The following is a 16,934-nucleotide window of genomic DNA, read 5'->3' as shown; positions in this document are numbered from 1 at the left end:
AAACATGGCTAAAGCCTCTTTCCTTGAACGCCAGCGGGTTCGCGCCCTGCTGGCGCTGTTGTCTGGTGCCGGCGGCGCGCTGGCGTTTTCCCCTTACGATATTTGGCCTGCGGCCATTGCCTCCCTGTTCGGCCTGCTGGCCGTTACCCTGAACCGCACCACCAGACAATCCGCCCTGCTCGGCTTCTGCTGGGGATTCGGTCTGTTTGGCGCCGGCGTCAACTGGGTTTACGTCAGCATTGCCGACTTCGGCGGCATGCCGTTCGCCGTCAATATTTTCCTGGTCGCGCTGCTGGCCGCTTACCTGGCGTTGTATACCGGGCTGTTCGCCGGGTTGCTGGCGCGTCTGTGGCCAACCACCAGTTGGTACCGTCTGGCGATTGCCGCGCCGGTGTTGTGGCAAGTGACCGAGTTTCTGCGCGGCTGGGTGTTGACCGGTTTCCCCTGGTTGCAGTTCGGCTACACCCAGCTCAACGGCCCGCTGAAAGGCGTCGCACCGCTGCTGGGGGTTGATGCCATCACCTTCATGCTGATGGCGATCGCCGGGTTGCTGGTCTATGCCATCAATCAACGCCGCGTTGCCGCAGCGGCCATTGCCGTCGCGCTGCTGCTCTTGCCCTGGCCGCTGCGTCAGTTGCAGTGGTTTACCCCGCAGCCGGAGAAAGCGGTGAATGTCGCCATGGTGCAAGGCAACATCGCCCAATCGATGAAGTGGGATCCCAAAGCGCTGGTCAGCACGCTGCAAACCTATCTGGATGAAACCCGTCCTTACATGGGCAAGGCGCCGATCATCATCTGGCCGGAATCCGCCATCCCGGATTACGAAGCCAGCCAGAACGGTTTCCTGACCATGATGGACGACCTGATGCGCGCCAAAAACAGCAGCCTGATCACCGGCATTGTCGATGTGCGGGCTACCCCACAGGGCCAGCAAATCTATAACAGCGCCATTGTATTGGGTGAACAGACACCGTACGTCTACCCGGCTAAAGACCGCTATAACAAGCATCATCTGGTGCCGTTCGGTGAGTTTGTGCCGCTGGAGACGCTGTTGCGGCCACTGGCGCCGTTCTTCGATCTGCCGATGTCGTCCTTCAGCCGCGGCGATTACGTTCAACCACAACTGAGCGTGAAGGGCTATAACCTGACGGCAGCGATCTGTTATGAGATTGTTCTCGGCCAGCAGGTGCGCGATAACTTCCGCCCGGACACCAATTTCCTGCTAACCCTCTCCAATGACGCCTGGTTCGGCCATTCCATCGGCCCTTGGCAGCACTTCCAGATGGCGCGCATGCGTGCGCTGGAGTTGGGGCGCCCGCTGTTGCGCAGCACCAACAATGGCGTAACCGCCGCCGTTGACGCCAACGGCGAGGTGATTGCCGAGATCCCGCAGTTCACCCGCAGCGTGCTCGAGGTGAAAGTCACCCCGACCACCGGCATTACGCCATACGCCCGTTTTGGCGCCACACCGCTGTGGATCATCACCCTGCTGCTTGGCGGCATGGCGTTGATGCTCGGCCTGCGTCGCAGGTAATCTCACGCGGTGCGCAGTTCAGTGAACTGCGCACCGCGCTCCTGTCCCCATCTCAAATACCCATCAAATCAACGCTTCTGGCACACTCCTTGCTTTAATTACTTTGTGATTTAAGACCGATTTACTTTTACTGACGTTTTGTCGCACTTATGCACAACTTGAGAGCACCACTGGCACCGGAAAGGTGCATCAGGGTTTTGTTGCATTAATTTGGTGCGCGTGGCGTCTCAAAAAATGAAACATTTTAGTTTCATTGTGTTCACAATCGGCTATTTTCTAACGGTTATCTGTTCCAAGACTATCTTTATATCTTGAGTAAGAGATCCCCCGTTTTAAACCTGACGCTCTTGAGTCAGAACCACGACAACAGCAAAGGAGCTGGACCATGCAAATGCGTAAATTGGCGTTATCGTTACTGCTGATCGGTATGGCGGGTAACGTAGCCCATGCGGAAGAACTGACCGGTACGCTGAAGAAAATCAAAGACAACGGCGTGATCGTTGTCGGCCACCGCGAATCGTCAGTGCCGTTCTCCTACTACGACAACCAGCAGAAAGTTGTGGGCTACTCCCAGGACTACTCCAACCAAATCGTTGATGCTGTTAAGAAAAAACTGAACATGCCCGATCTGCAGATAAAAATGCTGCCGATCACCTCGCAGAACCGTATCCCGCTGCTGCAGAACGGCACCTTTGATTTTGAATGCGGTTCAACCACCAACAACGTTGAGCGTCAAAAACAGGCGGCCTTCTCCGACACCATCTTCGTGGTCGGTACCCGCTTGCTGGTGAAAAAAGGTTCTGACGTCAAAGACTTCAAAGACCTGGCCGGCAAACCGGTAGTGGTCACCTCCGGCACAACGTCAGAAGTGCTGCTGAACAAACTGAACGACAGCGGCAAGATGAACATGCGCATCATCAGCGCCAAAGACCACGGTGACTCATTCCGTACCCTGGAAAGCGGCCGCGCCGTAGCCTTTATGATGGATGACGCGCTGCTGGCGGGCGAACGTGCCAAAGCGAAGAAGCCGGATCAATGGGAAATTCTCGGCACGCCGCAGTCGAAAGAAGCTTACGGCTGTATGCTGCGTAAAGACGACGCCGAGTTCAAAAAACTGGTCGATGACACCATCGCTCAGGCCCAAACCTCCGGTGAAGCGGCAAAATGGTTTGATAAATGGTTCAACCAGCCAATTCCACCAAAGAACCTCAACATGAACTTCGCCCTGTCAGACGACATGAAGCAGCTGTTCAAAGAGCCTAACGATAAAGCACTGAACTAATAGAAAGAGAGCTGGTGCGGCCATCAGGCCAAACCAGCCCTGTTGATGGCTGGGACAGACAGGAATGAGGGGGGCCGTTCCCCTCCCTCATTTTCCCCCTAACGCACAACCGATATCCGCCCACATAAGCCAGCCTGACTGGCCGCGATGCGATCGGCGCTGAATAGTCATCAATCTTTAGGCGCTCTGCGCCCGCTTAACGGAGTTTGTTATGTCAATAGATTGGAACTGGGGTATCTTCCTGCAGCAGGCCCCGTTTGGGAATACCACCTACCTCGGCTGGATTTGGTCCGGCTTCCAGGTCACGGTAGCCCTCTCCGTCTGTGCATGGATTATCGCTTTCTTTGTCGGTTCGCTGTTCGGTATTTTACGTACCGTGCCAAACCGTTTTCTTTCCACTCTCGGCACCTGCTACGTCGAACTGTTCCGTAATGTACCGCTGATTGTACAATTCTTTACCTGGTATCTGGTGATGCCGGAGCTGCTGCCGGCCAATCTTGGCATGTGGTTCAAAACCGAACTCGATCCTAACGTCCAGTTCTTTATCTCCTCCATGCTGTGCCTCGGACTGTTTACCGCCGCCCGTGTATGCGAGCAAGTACGCGCCGCGATTCAGTCCCTGCCGCGTGGCCAACGCGCCGCCGGGCTGGCCATGGGCCTGACGCTGCCGCAAACCTATCGCTATGTGCTGTTACCGAACGCCTACCGGGTGATTGTGCCGCCGATGACCTCGGAAATGCTCAACCTGGTCAAAAACTCCGCCATCGCTTCAACCATTGGCCTGGTGGATATGGCGGCTCAGGCCGGTAAGCTGCTGGATTACTCCGCACATGCCTATGAATCCTTTACCGCCATTACGCTGGCCTATATCGGCATCAATGCCGTGATCATGCTGTTTATGCGTCTGGTAGAGAAGAAAGTGCAGTTGCCTGGCAATATGGGGAGTAAATAATGTACGAATTTGACTGGGCATCCATTGTCCCAAGCTTCCCTTACCTGCTGCAAGGGTTGGTCATCACGCTGAAGATCACCGTGACCGCCATCGTTTTCGGTATCCTCTGGGGCACTATTTTGGCGGTCATGCGACTGTCACCCATCAAGCCTATCAGCTGGTTTGCCACACTCTACGTCAACCTTTTCCGTTCCGTGCCACTGGTGATGGTGCTGCTGTGGTTCTACCTGGTGGTTCCAAGCTTATTACAACAAGTTCTGGGGTTGTCGCCGAAAACCGATATTCGCCTGATCTCAGCTATGGTAGCCTTTTCCCTGTTTGAAGCGGCCTATTACTCGGAAATTATCCGCGCAGGCATTATCAGTATTTCCCGCGGCCAGTCTTCCGCCGCGCTGGCGCTGGGCATGACCCACTGGCAGTCGATGAAACTGGTGATCCTGCCGCAGGCGTTCCGCGCCATGGTTCCGCTGCTGCTGACTCAGGGCATCGTACTGTTCCAGGATACTTCGCTGGTCTACGTGCTGAGCCTGGCCGACTTCTTCCGTACCGCCTCAACCATCGGCGAGCGCGACGGCACACAGGTTGAAATGATCCTGTTCGCCGGCTTTGTTTATTTTGTTATCAGTATCGCCGCCTCGGCGCTGGTAAGCTATTTGAAGAAAAGGACTGTTTGATGATATCCCTGAAAAATGTTTCTAAGTGGTACGGTCACTTTCAGGTTCTGACCGATTGCACCACAGAAGTAAAAAAAGGCGAGGTGGTGGTAGTCTGTGGTCCTTCAGGCTCGGGCAAATCTACCCTGATCAAAACCGTCAACGGTCTGGAGCCGATTCAGCAAGGCGATATCCTGGTGAACGGCACCGCAGTCAACAACAAGAGCACCAACCTGGCGCAGCTGCGTTCCAAAGTGGGCATGGTATTCCAGCACTTTGAGCTGTTCCCGCATCTGTCGATCATCGATAATCTGACGCTGGCGCAGGTAAAAGTACTCAAACGCGATAAAGCCGCCTCCCGAGAGAAAGGCCTGAAGTTGCTGGAGCGCGTCGGCCTGACTGCCCATGCCAACAAGTTCCCTGGGCAACTTTCCGGTGGCCAGCAGCAGCGTGTGGCTATCGCCCGCGCGCTGTGCATGGACCCGATCGCCATGCTGTTCGATGAACCGACCTCCGCGCTTGATCCGGAAATGATCAACGAAGTGCTGGACGTCATGGTCGAGCTGGCGCAAGAAGGCATGACCATGATGGTGGTGACCCACGAAATGGGCTTTGCCCGTAAGGTGGCCCACCGGGTGATCTTTATGGACGAAGGCAAAATTGTCGAAGACCGCAACAAAGACGACTTCTTCAACAACCCGGAGTCCGAACGCGCAAAAGACTTCCTGGCCAAGATCCTGCATTGATTCATTGACACTATGCGCCCCACCCGGGGCGCATCCCCCCTTTCCCGGCACTAAAATCGCTTGTTTCTCCCCTGTTTTGATCCGATGCTCACAGCATAACTCTACCCTATGGCTTTCAAGTTGGCCGCTCAAGCCGCATCCATGCGCTCGCGGCATTTGTACATCTCTGTACAGCACAGCCAGGCGACCAGCTCGCTCATCCCCAGGCGCTGACTAAAGTCAAGTCACTGGGGTGAGCGACAAATCTGTCGGGAACAGATTTGAACGCTGCGGCTTGAAAGACGACGGGTAAACAAAGGAGATAAACATGCCCCGCCCTATCATTATCGACTGCGACCCCGGCCTGGACGACGCCATTGCCCTTGCCATGGCGCTACGCTCGCCGGAACTGGACATCAAGGCCATCACCACTTCCGCCGGCAACCAGACGCCGGAGAAAACCCTGCATAACGCGCTTGGCCTGCTGACGCTGATGAAACGCGAAGATATTCCCGTCGCTGCCGGTGCCGCAGCACCGCTGATGCGCGCGCTGGTGATTGCCGAACATGTCCACGGCAAAACCGGTATGGGTAATACCCATCTGCCAACGCCAACGATAAAACCGGTCACGCAAACCGCCGTGGAACTGATAGCCGGCCTGCTGCGCACCAGCCCGCAACCGATCACCCTGGTGGTCACCGGCCCTATGACCAATATCGCCCTGTTACTGGCCCAGCATGCTGAGCTGAAAGGCAACATCGAGCGCATTGTATTTATGGGCGGCGGAATGAATGCCGGCAACGCCACGCCGGTGGCGGAATTCAATATCTTTGTCGATCCCGAAGCCGCAGAAACAGTGCTGAAGTCCGGCGTGCCGCTGACCATGGCCGGGTTGAACGTCACCCATCAGGCGCTGGTGCTGCCGCAGGATATCGAACGTATCCGCCAGATTAGCAATCCGGTGGCACAGGCGGTTGCAGAGATGCTCGATTTCTATCTGCCGCTGTACCTCAGCCACCCACGCGGGTTGCCGGGTGCCGCAATGCACGATCCCTGCACCATCGCCTGGCTGCTGGCACCGCAGCTGTTTACCGGCATCGAACGCTGGGTCGGCGTGGAAACCAAAGGGGAATATACCCTCGGCATGACGGTGGTGGATGATTTCCAGCAGAGCGGTAAACCGGCCAACGTTGAAGTGCTGACCGGTATTGATCGCGAAGGATTTATCGAACTGCTGATTGAACGCGTGGCGCGTTACTGATTGGTCGGGGCGCTCACTGCGCCCCGTTACATTCAATTTTTTTGATTTAACTCAGCGAATTTTTACGCTATCACTGACTGCGGCTTGCCTCTAAGATGCCTCATACACCGCACACTAACACCTTAGAGCAAGTCTGGAGATAGCCCAATGAGTCGTATACTGGTCCTGAAATCAAGTATTCTGGGCGATTATTCCCAGTCTGGAAAATTAGTCGATTTTTTTGTTGAACAGTGGCGTAAAGCACATCCGAATGACACATTTACCGTTCGTGATCTGGCCAACCCAACCCTGCCCGAGCTGGATGGCGAAGTGGTTGGCGGTTTTAACGCCGGTGATAAACCCTTGACGCAGCACCAAAAAGAGACGCTGGCGCTTTCCGATGAGCTGATTGCTGAATTGAAATCGCACGACACTGTCATCATCGGTGCCCCAATGTACAATTTCAATATTCCTACCCAACTGAAAATTTATTTCGATCTGGTGGCGCGCGCCGGCCAAACCTTCCGTTACACCTCTGAAGGCGCGGAAGGCCTGGTTACCGGGAAAAAAGCGATCGTGATCTCCAGCCGCGGCGGTATCCACGCCGATACGCCAACCGATCTGATCACCCCTTATCTGAAGCTGTTCCTCGGGTTTATCGGCATCGCCGACGTAGAGTTCGTGCTGGCGGAAGGTTTTGCCTATGGGCCGGAAGTCGCTGAAAAAGCCGCGCAAGACAGCCGCATTGCCGTGACGCAAAAGGTGCCGGCCAAGGCGCAATAGCCCCGACAGCCCAGCCTACGGCGCTGCAAACCCCGGCGAGCGGCGGTTTTCTGAGTAATCTGGTGAAAAAGCTCTTCGGCTGATCGCCTCCCCTCATCCTGATTTGCCAAGAAGGATGAGGGGGTAACACTCAAGGTTCGAAGGGGCGACGCTGGAACTGGTCATGGCCGCACTTAGGGCACAGCGGCAGCACTTCCGGCGTGTAAAACGCCAAATGATGGTGGCACTGCTCGCACACCAGATTGCCCAACCCGACCACCTCACCACTGTGGTAGACGCCGTGATGGCTGACGTCTTTAAACACTTCTCGCCATTCCAACTGGGTTTTGTCCGTAATATCCGCCAACTCCTGCCACAGGCTCTCCTTGATGACCCGCATAAAGACGCTGTCGGTAAACTCGCCCTTGCTTTCCTGGTAACTGCGGGCGAACTCTTCCAGGTCGCGCCGTACCGCCTGGATAACCTGTTCCACCTCACCGCGCGTCAATTCACCCGCTTCGTTCAACCGTTTTTCGGCGCCGGCGACCAATTCGTCAATATCACGCTCTCCATTTTTCAGGCGTTCGGTCAGAGATGCCACCAATTCGCGGTAATACTGAGCAACCTTGTTCATATTCTCTCCTCGATGAACTTACGTGACAGGGCTTATCTCCTAAAACTATCTCTTATCATTTTAGTCGTAAATTGCTGATGTCACTTGGCAAGGCACGGGATCCCCAAGATGTGAGTCATATCATGGCGGGGATTTTTTAAATGCGCCGAGTCGGGCGCTTGGTGTTGTTGCCGGGAGGTCTTATCAGCTATGCTATGCGGATCTATAAGTACTCAACAGAATGCTACGGATGTAGCTGTTTTACACCTACAGGACCACCAGCCGCCATGCAAGAGCAATACCGTCCAGAAGACATAGAATCGAACGTACAGCTTCACTGGCAAGAGAAGCAAACTTTCAAGGTTACCGAAGACGCGAGCAAGGAAAAGTACTACTGCCTATCCATGCTGCCCTATCCATCAGGCCGTCTGCACATGGGACACGTTCGTAACTACACTATCGGCGACGTGATCTCGCGCTATCAACGCATGCTGGGCAAAAACGTGCTGCAGCCGATCGGCTGGGATGCGTTCGGCCTGCCAGCGGAAGGCGCTGCGGTTAAAAACAACACCGCACCGGCTCCGTGGACCTACGACAACATCGAATACATGAAGAACCAGCTGAAACTGCTGGGCTTCGGCTATGACTGGGATCGCGAGATCGCCACCTGCGATCCGGATTACTACCGTTGGGAACAGTGGTTCTTCACCAAGCTGTACGAAAAAGGCCTGGTCTACAAGAAAACCTCCGCCGTCAACTGGTGCCCGCACGATCTGACCGTGCTGGCCAACGAACAGGTTATCGACGGCTGCTGCTGGCGCTGCGACACCAAGGTCGAGCGTAAAGAGATCCCGCAGTGGTTCATCAAAATTACCGACTACGCCGATCAGTTGCTCAACGATCTGGATACGCTGGAAAGCTGGCCAGAACAGGTGAAAACCATGCAGCGCAACTGGATTGGCCGCTCCGAAGGGGTGGACATCACCTTTGACGTGGCGGGCAGCGACGAGAAGCTGACCGTTTATACCACCCGTCCGGATACCTTCATGGGCGCCACCTATGTGGCCGTCGCGGCGGGCCACCCGCTGGCGCAACAGGGTGCGGTGAATAACCCGGCGCTGGCTGAATTTATCGAAGAGTGCCGCAATACCAAAGTGGCCGAAGCCGACATGGCGACGATGGAGAAGAAAGGCATGCCGACCGGCCTGTTCGCCATTCATCCGCTGTCCGGCGAGAAGGTGCCGGTTTGGGTTGCCAACTTCGTCTTGATGGAATACGGCACCGGCGCAGTGATGGCGGTTCCGGCTCACGACCAGCGCGACTGGGAGTTCGCCACCAAATATGGTCTGCCGATCAAACCGGTCGTGCTGACGCTCGACGGCAGCCAGCCGGACGTACACGCTGAAGCGATGACCGAAAAAGGCGCGCTGTTCAACTCCGGCGAGTTCGATGGTCTGGATCACGAAGCCGGTTTCAACGCCATTGCCGACAAACTGGTCGCCAAGGGCGTGGGCCAACGCAAGGTCAACTACCGTCTGCGCGACTGGGGTGTGTCTCGTCAACGTTACTGGGGCGCACCGATCCCGATGGTGACGCTGGAAGACGGCACAGTAATGCCAACCCCGGAAGACCAACTGCCGGTGATCCTGCCGGAAGACGTAGTGATGGACGGCATTACCAGCCCGATCAAAGCCGATCCCGAGTGGGCGAAAACCACCGTTAACGGCCAGCCAGCGCTGCGTGAAACCGACACCTTTGACACCTTTATGGAATCCTCCTGGTACTACGCGCGCTACACTTGCCCGCAGTACGACCAGGGCATGCTGGATCCGGCCGCCGCCAACTACTGGCTGCCGGTGGACCAGTATGTCGGCGGTATCGAACACGCCATCATGCACCTGATGTATTTCCGCTTCTTCCACAAACTGCTGCGTGACGCAGGCATGGTTGATTCCGACGAGCCGGCAAAACGCCTGCTGTGCCAGGGCATGGTACTGGCGGATGCCTTCTATTACACCGGCAACAGCGGCGAGCGCGTGTGGGTTTCCCCGGTCGACGCCACCGTTGAACGCGACGACAAAGGCCGCATTGTTAAAGCCACCGATCCACAAGGTCGCGAACTGGTCTATGCTGGCATGAGCAAAATGTCGAAGTCGAAAAACAACGGCATCGACCCGCAGGTGATGGTCGAGAAATACGGCGCGGATACCGTACGTCTGTTCATGATGTTCGCCTCGCCGGCGGAAATGACGCTGGAATGGCAGGAATCCGGTGTGGAAGGGGCAAACCGCTTCCTGAAACGCGTTTGGAAACTGGCCTACGAACACCTTGAGAAAGGCGCTGTCCAGCCGCTGAACGTCGCGGCGCTGAACGAAGATCAGAAAGCGCTGCGCCGTGATCTGCATAAGACCATCGCCAAAGTGACCGATGATATTGGCCGTCGTCAGACCTTCAACACCGCCATTGCGGCCGTGATGGAGCTGATGAACAAACTGGCCCGCGCGCCGCAGGAAAGCGAGCAGGATCGCGCTCTGCTGCAGGAAGCGTTGCTGTCCGTCGTTCGTATGCTGTATCCGTTTACCCCGCACGTTTGCTTCTCACTGTGGCAGGCGTTGGGCGGCGAAGGCGATGTGGATACCGCAGCCTGGCCACAGGCTGACGAGCAGGCGATGGTCGAAGACTCCAAGCTGGTCGTGGTACAGGTAAACGGCAAAGTTCGCGCTAAAATCACTGTGGCAGCAGATGCAACCGAAGAGCAGGTACGTGCGCGTGCCGCCGAGGAACATCTGGTCGCTAAATATCTGGACGGGGTTACGGTTCGTAAAGTGATCTATGTTCCGGGCAAATTGCTTAACCTGGTTGTGGGTTAACACAAGGAGGAGTTGTGCGACATCGTATTCTGACGCTGTTGCTGGGGTTGGCGGTGCTGGTCACCGCCGGCTGCGGTTTTCACCTGCGTGGCACCACGCAGGTCCCCTCGGAAATGAAAACGCTGATACTGGACAGTGGGGATCCTTATGGTCCGCTGACCCGCGCAGTGCGTGAGCAATTGCGTCTGAACGACGTGACTATCGTCAAAGATCCGAAACGTAAGGACATTCCTTCCTTGCGTCTCGTCGGTTCCAGCGAAAGCCAGGACACCGCCTCGATCTTCCAGGACGGCAAAACCGCTGAGTATCAGATGGTGCTGACCGTTCAAGCGCAGGTCCTGATCCCGGGTCATGATCTGTATCCGCTGAACGTGAAAGTCTTCCGTTCGTTCTTCGACAACCCGCTGACCGCGCTGGCAAAAGATTCCGAACAGGATATCATTCGCCAGGAAATGCGTGAGCAGGCCGCCCAGCAACTGGTGCGCAAACTGCTGACCGTGCATGCGGCGGAAGAACAAGCTCAGCAAAAAGCTGCCGCCGCCGGTGAAAAAGCGGAAATTCTCTCAGCGCAATGATCCGTATTTATCCTGAACAACTTGCCGCGCAGCTCCGAGAGGGGCTGCGCGCTTGTTATTTATTGAGTGGCAATGAGCCGTTATTGCTGCAGGAAAGCCAGGATCTGATCCGGCAGGCCGCGCAACAACAGCAGTTCACCGAGCACTACAGCATTTCTCTCGACGCCCATACCGACTGGGACGCCATTTTCAGCATCTGTCAGGCCATGAGCCTGTTCGCCAGCCGCCAGACCCTGCTGCTGATCTTCCCGGATAACGGCCCGACGGCCCCACTCGGCGAGCAACTGATCAAGCTGGCGGCGCTGCTGCATGACGACATTTTGCTGATGCTGCGCGGCCCTCGCCTGACCAAAGCGCAGGAAAACAGCGCCTGGTTCAAAGCGCTTAGCCCAAATGGCGCTTACGTCAGTTGCCAGACGCCGGAACAAGCGCAGTTACCCCGCTGGGTAGCACAGCGCGCCAAAACCATGAAACTGGAACTGGACGATGCCGCCAACCAGCTGCTGTGTTACTGCTACGAAGGTAACCTGCTTGCGCTGTCGCAGGCGCTGGAAAGGCTGTCGCTGTTGCATCCGGACGGTAAGCTCACGCTGCCACGCGTTGAACTGGCGGTGAACGACGCCGCTCACTTTACGCCGTTTCACTGGCTGGACGCCCTGCTGGCGGGCAAAAGCAAACGCGCCTGGCATATTCTGCAGCAAATGCAGCAGGAAGATGTCGAACCGGTGATCCTGTTGCGCACCCTGCAACGCGAGCTGCTGCAACTGCTCAACCTGCAACGCCGCATGGCATCCGTGCCGCTGCGCACGCTGTTCGATCAATACAAGGTCTGGCAAAACCGCCGCAACCTGGTGACACAGGCCCTGCAGCGGCTGTCCGGCGCTCAGTTGCAGCAGGCGGTTCATCTGCTGACGCAGATTGAGATCACCCTGAAGCAGGATTACGGTCAGTCGGTATGGCCGGAACTGGAAACCCTGTCGATGCTGCTGTGCGGCAAACCCCTGGCCACGAGTTTTTCAGATGCCCACTAATCCGCAAAGCGCGACAATCCTGCATGCCCTGTTCGGCGGCACCTTTGATCCTATCCATTACGGCCATTTGCGGCCGGTGGAAGCGCTGGCCGCAGAAGTCGGTCTGAACCAGGTCACGCTGCTGCCAAACCACGTTCCCCCACACCGTCCGCAGCCTGAGGCCAATGCCCAACAACGGCTGAAGATGGTTGAGCTGGCGATCGCCAATAACCCGCTGTTCGCCGTTGACGATCGTGAACTGCACCGCACTACACCGTCCTATACCATTGAGACGCTGGAAACTCTTCGTAAAGAACGTGGCTCCGCGTTGCCATTGGCCTTTATTATTGGTCAGGATTCGCTGCTGACGCTGCACAAGTGGCACCGCTGGCAGGCATTGCTGGATGTCTGCCATCTGTTGGTGTTGGCCCGCCCTGGCTACAATGACCAAATGGATACGCCGGAACTGCAACAGTGGCTGGAGCGTCATCGGGTCACCGACGCCGCGCTGCTCAGCCAACGGCCGCAGGGACATATTTACCTGGCCGACACGCCGCAGTTGGAAATTTCCGCCACGGAAATCCGCCAGCGCCGCCATCAGGGCCTCAGCTGTGACGACCTGTTGCCGCGTTCGGTACAGCGCTATATCGAGTTACAGGGTTTATATCGCTAGCCGGAGTCGCGTGATATACTGCGCCGCTATTTTTCAGGTATTCGCTGAAAACCCCGGAAACCTTAGCTGGCCGGGCAATTACCAGCTGGCTTTCAGCGGCATCCTGCCGACATTATCATTGATTCAGGCCGCATGCGGGCATTTGCCCACCGCAGTCGAACAAACAGAACACACCCGAGGGGGAACCTTTGCAAGGTAAAGCGCTCCAAGATTTCGTCATCGATAAAATTGATGACCTGAAAGGCCAAGACATTATCGCTCTGGATGTACAGGGCAAATCCAGCATCACCGATTGCATGATCATCTGCACCGGGACCTCTACCCGCCACGTGATGTCGATCGCCAACCACGTAGTGCAGGAAGCCCGCTCCGCAGGCATGGAACTGTATGGCATGAAAGGTCAGGAAGCCTCCGACTGGGTAGTGGTCGATTTGGGCGATGTGATCGTACATGTCATGCAGGAAGAAAGCCGTCAGCTGTATGAGCTGGAAAAACTCTGGAGCTAAGCGGTGAAACTGCAACTGGTCGCGGTCGGCACTAAGATGCCAGACTGGGTGCAGACCGGCTTTATGGATTATCTGCATCGTTTTCCGAAAGACATGCCGTTTGAACTGACCGAAATCCCGGCAGGCAAGCGCGGCAAGAATGCCGACATCAAACGCATACTGGAAAAGGAAGGCGAGCAGATGCTGGCTGCGGTGGGCAAAGGCAACCGCATTGTCACGCTGGATATCCCCGGTACGCCGTGGGAAACGCCGCAGTTGGCGCAACAGCTCGAACGCTGGAAGCAGGATGGCCGCAACGTCAGCCTGCTGATTGGCGGCCCTGAAGGGCTGGCACCGGCCTGCAAAGCCGCTGCCGAACAAAGCTGGTCGCTCTCGCCATTGACATTGCCGCATCCTTTAGTGCGCGTCCTGGTGGCTGAAAGCCTCTATCGCGCCTGGAGTATTACAACAAATCATCCTTACCACCGGGAATAACCGGTGGTGACAGTGACAGAGTGAAATAAAGCAGCGGGATGAAAATAGAACGTAACCCTTTTCGCGACTATACGGCTGAATCTGCCCTGTTTGTACGCCGCGCCCTGGTGGCGTTTTTGGTCATTCTGGTGCTGAGCGGCACCCTGATCGCCAATCTGTATAATCTGCAAATTGTCCGCGTCGAGGATTACCGCACCCGTTCCAACGAAAACCGCATCAAGCTGGTGCCCATCGCCCCCAGCCGCGGCATTATTTACGATCGTAACGGCACCCCGCTGGCGCTCAACCGCACTATCTATCAGTTGGAACTGATGCCGGAAAAGATCGACGATCTGAAAGCGACGCTGCAAGCGCTGCGACCGGTGGTCGATCTGACCGACGACGACATCAGCAACTTCGAGAAAGAGCGCAAGCGCTCACGCCGTTTCGTCTCCATCCCGGTGAAAACCGCGCTGAACGAAGTGCAGGTCGCCCGCTTTGCGGTCAATCAGTTCCGCTTCCCCGGTGTGGAAGTGAAAGGTTACCAGCGCCGCTATTATCCCTATGGTTCCGCCCTCACTCACGTCACCGGTTACGTCTCGAAGATCAACGATCGCGACGTCGAACGGCTGGACAAAGACGGTAAGCTGGCGAACTACGCCGCCACCCACGATATCGGCAAGCTGGGTATCGAGCGCTATTACGAAGACACCCTGCACGGCAAAACCGGCTACGAAGAGGTCGAGGTCAACAACCGCGGTCGGGTCATCCGTCAGTTGCACGAGCAGCCGCCTTCCGCCGGCCAGGATGTTTACCTGACGCTGGATCTCAACCTGCAACGCTATATCGAGCAATTGCTGGTGGGCAGTCGGGCGGCAGTGGTGGTGAGTGATCCGCGCACCGGCGGCATTCTGGCGATGGTCTCCAACCCCAGCTATGACCCGAACCTGTTCGTGGACGGCATCTCCAGCAAAGAGTATCAGGGGCTGCTGAACGATCCGAACCGGCCACTGATCAACCGTGCCACGCAAGGGGTTTACCCACCTGCGTCAACGGTGAAACCCTATATTTCCGTCTCGGCGCTCAGCGCCGGGGTGATCACCAAAAACACCATCGTGTTCGATCCCGGCTGGTGGCAGTTGCCCGGTTCGGAAAAACGCTTTCGCGACTGGAAAAAATGGGGCCACGGCCGCCTGAACGTCACCAAAGCGCTGGAAGAATCGGCGGATACCTTCTTCTATCAGGTGGCGTACGACATGGGCATCGATCGCCTGTCGACCTGGTTGACCAAGTTTGGCTATGGCCAGTACACCGGCATCGATCTTTCCGAAGAACGTTCCGGCCTGATGCCGACCCGCGACTGGAAATTCAAACGCTATAAAAAACCCTGGTACCAGGGCGATACCATCCCGGTGGGCATCGGTCAGGGCTACTGGACCGCAACGCCGATCCAGATGTCCAAGGCGCTGAATACCCTGATTAACGACGGCAACGTCAAAACGCCGCATCTGATGCAGAGCACCCGAATCAACGGTGTGCTGGTGCCTTTCCGTCAGGAAGAGAGCACGCAGATCGGCGATATTCATTCCGGCTTCTGGGAAATTGCCAAAGACGGCATGTATGGTGTCGCCAACCGCCCTAACGGGACGGCGCGTAAGTACTTCGCGGATGCCCCCTACAAAGCCGCGGCAAAATCGGGTACCGCACAGGTATTCGGCTACGAAACCTATAACGCCCACAAACTCGCAGAGCATCTGCGTGACCACAAACTGATGACCGCCTTTGCGCCGTACAACAATCCAACGGTGTCGGTCGCCATCATTTTGGAAAACGGCGGTTCCGGTCCGGCTGTCGGGACGATTACCCGTCAGATCCTCGACCATATCCTGCTGGGCGACAACAATACGCAATTACCAGCCGAGGCCCCACTGCCGCCTGGTGTAGAAGGTGATTAAGGTAGAACATGACTGAAAGCCAACAAAAAGGCTCGCTCTGGACCAAAATCCATATCGACCCCACTTTCCTGTTATTCATTCTGGCCCTGCTGGTCTACAGCGCATTCGTGATGTGGAGTGCCAGCGGCCAGGATATCGGCATGATGGAACGCAAAATCGGCCAGATCGTCATGGGCCTGATCGTGATGGGCGTAATGGCTCAGATCCCGCCGCGGGTCTATGAAAGCTGGGCGCCCTATCTGTACATTTTCTGCGTGATCCTGTTGATCATGGTGGACGCGTTCGGGCAGATCAGTAAAGGTGCTCAGCGCTGGCTGGATCTCGGCTTTGTGCGCTTCCAGCCGTCAGAAATCGCTAAAATCGCCGTTCCGCTGATGGTGGCGCGCTTTATGAACCGCGACGTCTGCCCGCCTTCGCTGAAGAATACCGCCATTGCGCTGGTGCTGATTTTCCTGCCGACCCTACTGGTTGCTGCGCAGCCGGACCTGGGCACGTCGATTCTTATCGCCGCCTCCGGCCTGTTCGTGCTGTTCCTGTCCGGCATGAGCTGGAAGCTGATCGCCGTTGCCGCCGTGATGCTGGCGGCCTTTATTCCCGTGCTGTGGTTCTTCCTGATGCACGGCTATCAACGCGACCGCGTCATGATGCTGCTCGATCCGGAAAGCGATCCGCTCGGTGCCGGCTACCATATTATTCAGTCGAAAATCGCCATAGGTTCTGGCGGCCTGTCCGGCAAGGGCTGGCTGCATGGCACCCAGTCGCAGCTGGAGTTCTTGCCGGAGCGCCATACCGACTTCATCTTCGCGGTATTGGCCGAGGAACTCGGGCTGATTGGGGTGCTAGTGCTGCTGGCGCTGTACCTGCTGGTGATTATCCGCGGGCTGATGATCGCCGCCAAGGCGCAGACGACCTTCGGCCGCGTCATGGTCGGCGGCCTGATGCTGATTCTGTTCGTTTATGTGTTTGTTAACATTGGTATGGTCAGTGGTATTTTACCGGTAGTTGGCGTACCTTTGCCTCTGGTCAGTTACGGGGGTTCGGCGCTGATCGTACTTATGGCTGGGTTCGGCATTATCATGTCGATCCACACGCATCGGAAAATGCTGTCTAAAAGTTTATAAGAGGTGAGTA

Annotated in this window: 16 protein-coding genes; 15 read left to right on the top strand and 1 reads right to left on the bottom strand. The window is 56.5% G+C overall.

Going from position 1 to position 16,934, the window contains the following annotated elements:
• Positions 1-4 precede the first annotated feature (4 nt).
• The 7 genes from lnt to SERAS12_RS05965 all read left to right on the top strand — a co-directional run bounded on the left by lnt (position 5) and on the right by SERAS12_RS05965 (position 7,169).
• On the top strand, positions 5-1,534 hold the full coding sequence (lnt, locus tag SERAS12_RS05995; protein ID WP_013811882.1) for an apolipoprotein N-acyltransferase: 1,530 nt from the start codon (positions 5-7) through the stop codon (positions 1,532-1,534).
• A gap of 385 nt (positions 1,535-1,919) precedes the next feature.
• Entirely contained in the window at positions 1,920-2,816 is an 897-nt protein-coding gene (locus SERAS12_RS05990) for an amino acid ABC transporter substrate-binding protein (RefSeq protein ID WP_013811881.1), read from the top strand.
• A 211-nt stretch (positions 2,817-3,027) separates the two neighbouring features.
• Complete coding sequence (locus SERAS12_RS05985; protein WP_013811880.1) at positions 3,028-3,768, top strand: amino acid ABC transporter permease; 741 nt, start codon at positions 3,028-3,030, stop codon at positions 3,766-3,768.
• Positions 3,768-4,442 carry a glutamate/aspartate ABC transporter permease GltK gene (gene gltK, locus SERAS12_RS05980; RefSeq protein ID WP_013811879.1) on the top strand — a complete coding sequence of 225 codons (675 nt, stop codon included), beginning with the start codon at positions 3,768-3,770 and terminating at the stop codon, positions 4,440-4,442. The genes SERAS12_RS05985 and gltK overlap by 1 nt, the downstream gene beginning before the upstream one ends.
• Positions 4,442-5,167 carry an amino acid ABC transporter ATP-binding protein gene (locus tag SERAS12_RS05975; RefSeq protein ID WP_006319906.1) on the top strand — a complete coding sequence of 242 codons (726 nt, stop codon included), beginning with the start codon at positions 4,442-4,444 and terminating at the stop codon, positions 5,165-5,167. Before gltK ends, SERAS12_RS05975 begins: the two co-directional genes overlap by 1 nt.
• Before the next feature lie 307 nt (positions 5,168-5,474).
• Positions 5,475-6,407 (top strand): pyrimidine-specific ribonucleoside hydrolase RihA, encoded by a 933-nt coding sequence (rihA, locus tag SERAS12_RS05970; protein WP_013811878.1) that lies wholly within the window; start codon positions 5,475-5,477, stop codon positions 6,405-6,407.
• A 147-nt stretch (positions 6,408-6,554) separates the two neighbouring features.
• A complete protein-coding gene (locus SERAS12_RS05965) occupies positions 6,555-7,169 on the top strand; it encodes an FMN-dependent NADH-azoreductase (RefSeq protein ID WP_013811877.1) in 615 nt (204 codons plus the stop codon).
• Between the two features lie 130 nt (positions 7,170-7,299).
• Here the strand turns inward: SERAS12_RS05965 and SERAS12_RS05960 are convergent, their stop codons facing one another.
• The gene (locus tag SERAS12_RS05960; protein ID WP_004949608.1) at positions 7,300-7,782 is read right to left on the bottom strand and encodes a zinc ribbon-containing protein; all 483 of its coding nucleotides are present in this window, start codon (positions 7,780-7,782) and stop codon (positions 7,300-7,302) included.
• A gap of 266 nt (positions 7,783-8,048) precedes the next feature.
• Between SERAS12_RS05960 and leuS the strand changes: the two genes are divergently transcribed.
• The 8 genes from leuS (at position 8,049) to mrdB (ending at position 16,924) form a co-directional block, all read left to right on the top strand.
• The gene (gene leuS / locus SERAS12_RS05955) at positions 8,049-10,631 is read left to right on the top strand and encodes a leucine--tRNA ligase (protein ID WP_013811876.1); all 2,583 of its coding nucleotides are present in this window, start codon (positions 8,049-8,051) and stop codon (positions 10,629-10,631) included.
• Between the two features lie 14 nt (positions 10,632-10,645).
• Positions 10,646-11,206 carry an LPS assembly lipoprotein LptE gene (gene lptE, locus SERAS12_RS05950; protein ID WP_013811875.1) on the top strand — a complete coding sequence of 187 codons (561 nt, stop codon included), beginning with the start codon at positions 10,646-10,648 and terminating at the stop codon, positions 11,204-11,206.
• The gene (holA, locus tag SERAS12_RS05945; protein WP_004949603.1) at positions 11,203-12,237 is read left to right on the top strand and encodes a DNA polymerase III subunit delta; all 1,035 of its coding nucleotides are present in this window, start codon (positions 11,203-11,205) and stop codon (positions 12,235-12,237) included. The genes lptE and holA overlap by 4 nt, the downstream gene beginning before the upstream one ends.
• Positions 12,227-12,889 (top strand): nicotinate-nucleotide adenylyltransferase, encoded by a 663-nt coding sequence (gene nadD / locus SERAS12_RS05940; RefSeq protein ID WP_013811874.1) that lies wholly within the window; start codon positions 12,227-12,229, stop codon positions 12,887-12,889. Before holA ends, nadD begins: the two co-directional genes overlap by 11 nt.
• A 188-nt stretch (positions 12,890-13,077) precedes the next feature.
• Positions 13,078-13,395, top strand: coding sequence for a ribosome silencing factor (gene rsfS, locus SERAS12_RS05935; RefSeq protein ID WP_013811873.1), 318 nt, complete (start codon positions 13,078-13,080; stop codon positions 13,393-13,395).
• Positions 13,396-13,398: 3 nt separating this feature from the next.
• Positions 13,399-13,869, top strand: coding sequence for a 23S rRNA (pseudouridine(1915)-N(3))-methyltransferase RlmH (gene rlmH, locus SERAS12_RS05930; RefSeq protein ID WP_004949595.1), 471 nt, complete (start codon positions 13,399-13,401; stop codon positions 13,867-13,869).
• Between the two features lie 38 nt (positions 13,870-13,907).
• Positions 13,908-15,803: a peptidoglycan DD-transpeptidase MrdA gene (gene mrdA / locus SERAS12_RS05925; protein WP_013811872.1), complete on the top strand. Its 1,896-nt coding sequence runs from the start codon at positions 13,908-13,910 to the stop codon at positions 15,801-15,803.
• Between the two features lie 8 nt (positions 15,804-15,811).
• Positions 15,812-16,924: a peptidoglycan glycosyltransferase MrdB gene (gene mrdB / locus SERAS12_RS05920; protein ID WP_013811871.1), complete on the top strand. Its 1,113-nt coding sequence runs from the start codon at positions 15,812-15,814 to the stop codon at positions 16,922-16,924.
• The last annotated feature ends 10 nt before the right edge of the window (positions 16,925-16,934 follow it).

The sequence above is a fragment of the Serratia sp. AS12 genome (genome assembly GCF_000214195.1).
Lineage (GTDB): Bacteria > Pseudomonadota > Gammaproteobacteria > Enterobacterales > Enterobacteriaceae > Serratia > Serratia plymuthica.
Note: the sequence above shows the minus strand (reverse complement) of the source record. Positions and strands in the feature narration are given on the sequence as shown.

Bases quoted from the DNA above. Each gene is read 5' to 3' on its own strand.
- lnt (WP_013811882.1), top strand. From the start codon at position 5: ATGGCTAAAGCCTCTTTCCTTGAACGCCAGCGGGTTCGCGCCCTGCTG.
- SERAS12_RS05990 (WP_013811881.1), top strand. From the start codon at position 1,920: ATGCAAATGCGTAAATTGGCGTTATCGTTACTGCTGATCGGTATGGCG.
- SERAS12_RS05985 (WP_013811880.1), top strand. From the start codon at position 3,028: ATGTCAATAGATTGGAACTGGGGTATCTTCCTGCAGCAGGCCCCGTTT.
- gltK (WP_013811879.1), top strand. From the start codon at position 3,768: ATGTACGAATTTGACTGGGCATCCATTGTCCCAAGCTTCCCTTACCTG.
- SERAS12_RS05975 (WP_006319906.1), top strand. From the start codon at position 4,442: ATGATATCCCTGAAAAATGTTTCTAAGTGGTACGGTCACTTTCAGGTT.
- rihA (WP_013811878.1), top strand. From the start codon at position 5,475: ATGCCCCGCCCTATCATTATCGACTGCGACCCCGGCCTGGACGACGCC.
- SERAS12_RS05965 (WP_013811877.1), top strand. From the start codon at position 6,555: ATGAGTCGTATACTGGTCCTGAAATCAAGTATTCTGGGCGATTATTCC.
- SERAS12_RS05960 (WP_004949608.1), bottom strand. From the start codon at position 7,782: ATGAACAAGGTTGCTCAGTATTACCGCGAATTGGTGGCATCTCTGACC.
- leuS (WP_013811876.1), top strand. From the start codon at position 8,049: ATGCAAGAGCAATACCGTCCAGAAGACATAGAATCGAACGTACAGCTT.
- holA (WP_004949603.1), top strand. From the start codon at position 11,203: ATGATCCGTATTTATCCTGAACAACTTGCCGCGCAGCTCCGAGAGGGG.
- nadD (WP_013811874.1), top strand. From the start codon at position 12,227: ATGCCCACTAATCCGCAAAGCGCGACAATCCTGCATGCCCTGTTCGGC.
- mrdA (WP_013811872.1), top strand. From the start codon at position 13,908: ATGAAAATAGAACGTAACCCTTTTCGCGACTATACGGCTGAATCTGCC.
- mrdB (WP_013811871.1), top strand. From the start codon at position 15,812: ATGACTGAAAGCCAACAAAAAGGCTCGCTCTGGACCAAAATCCATATC.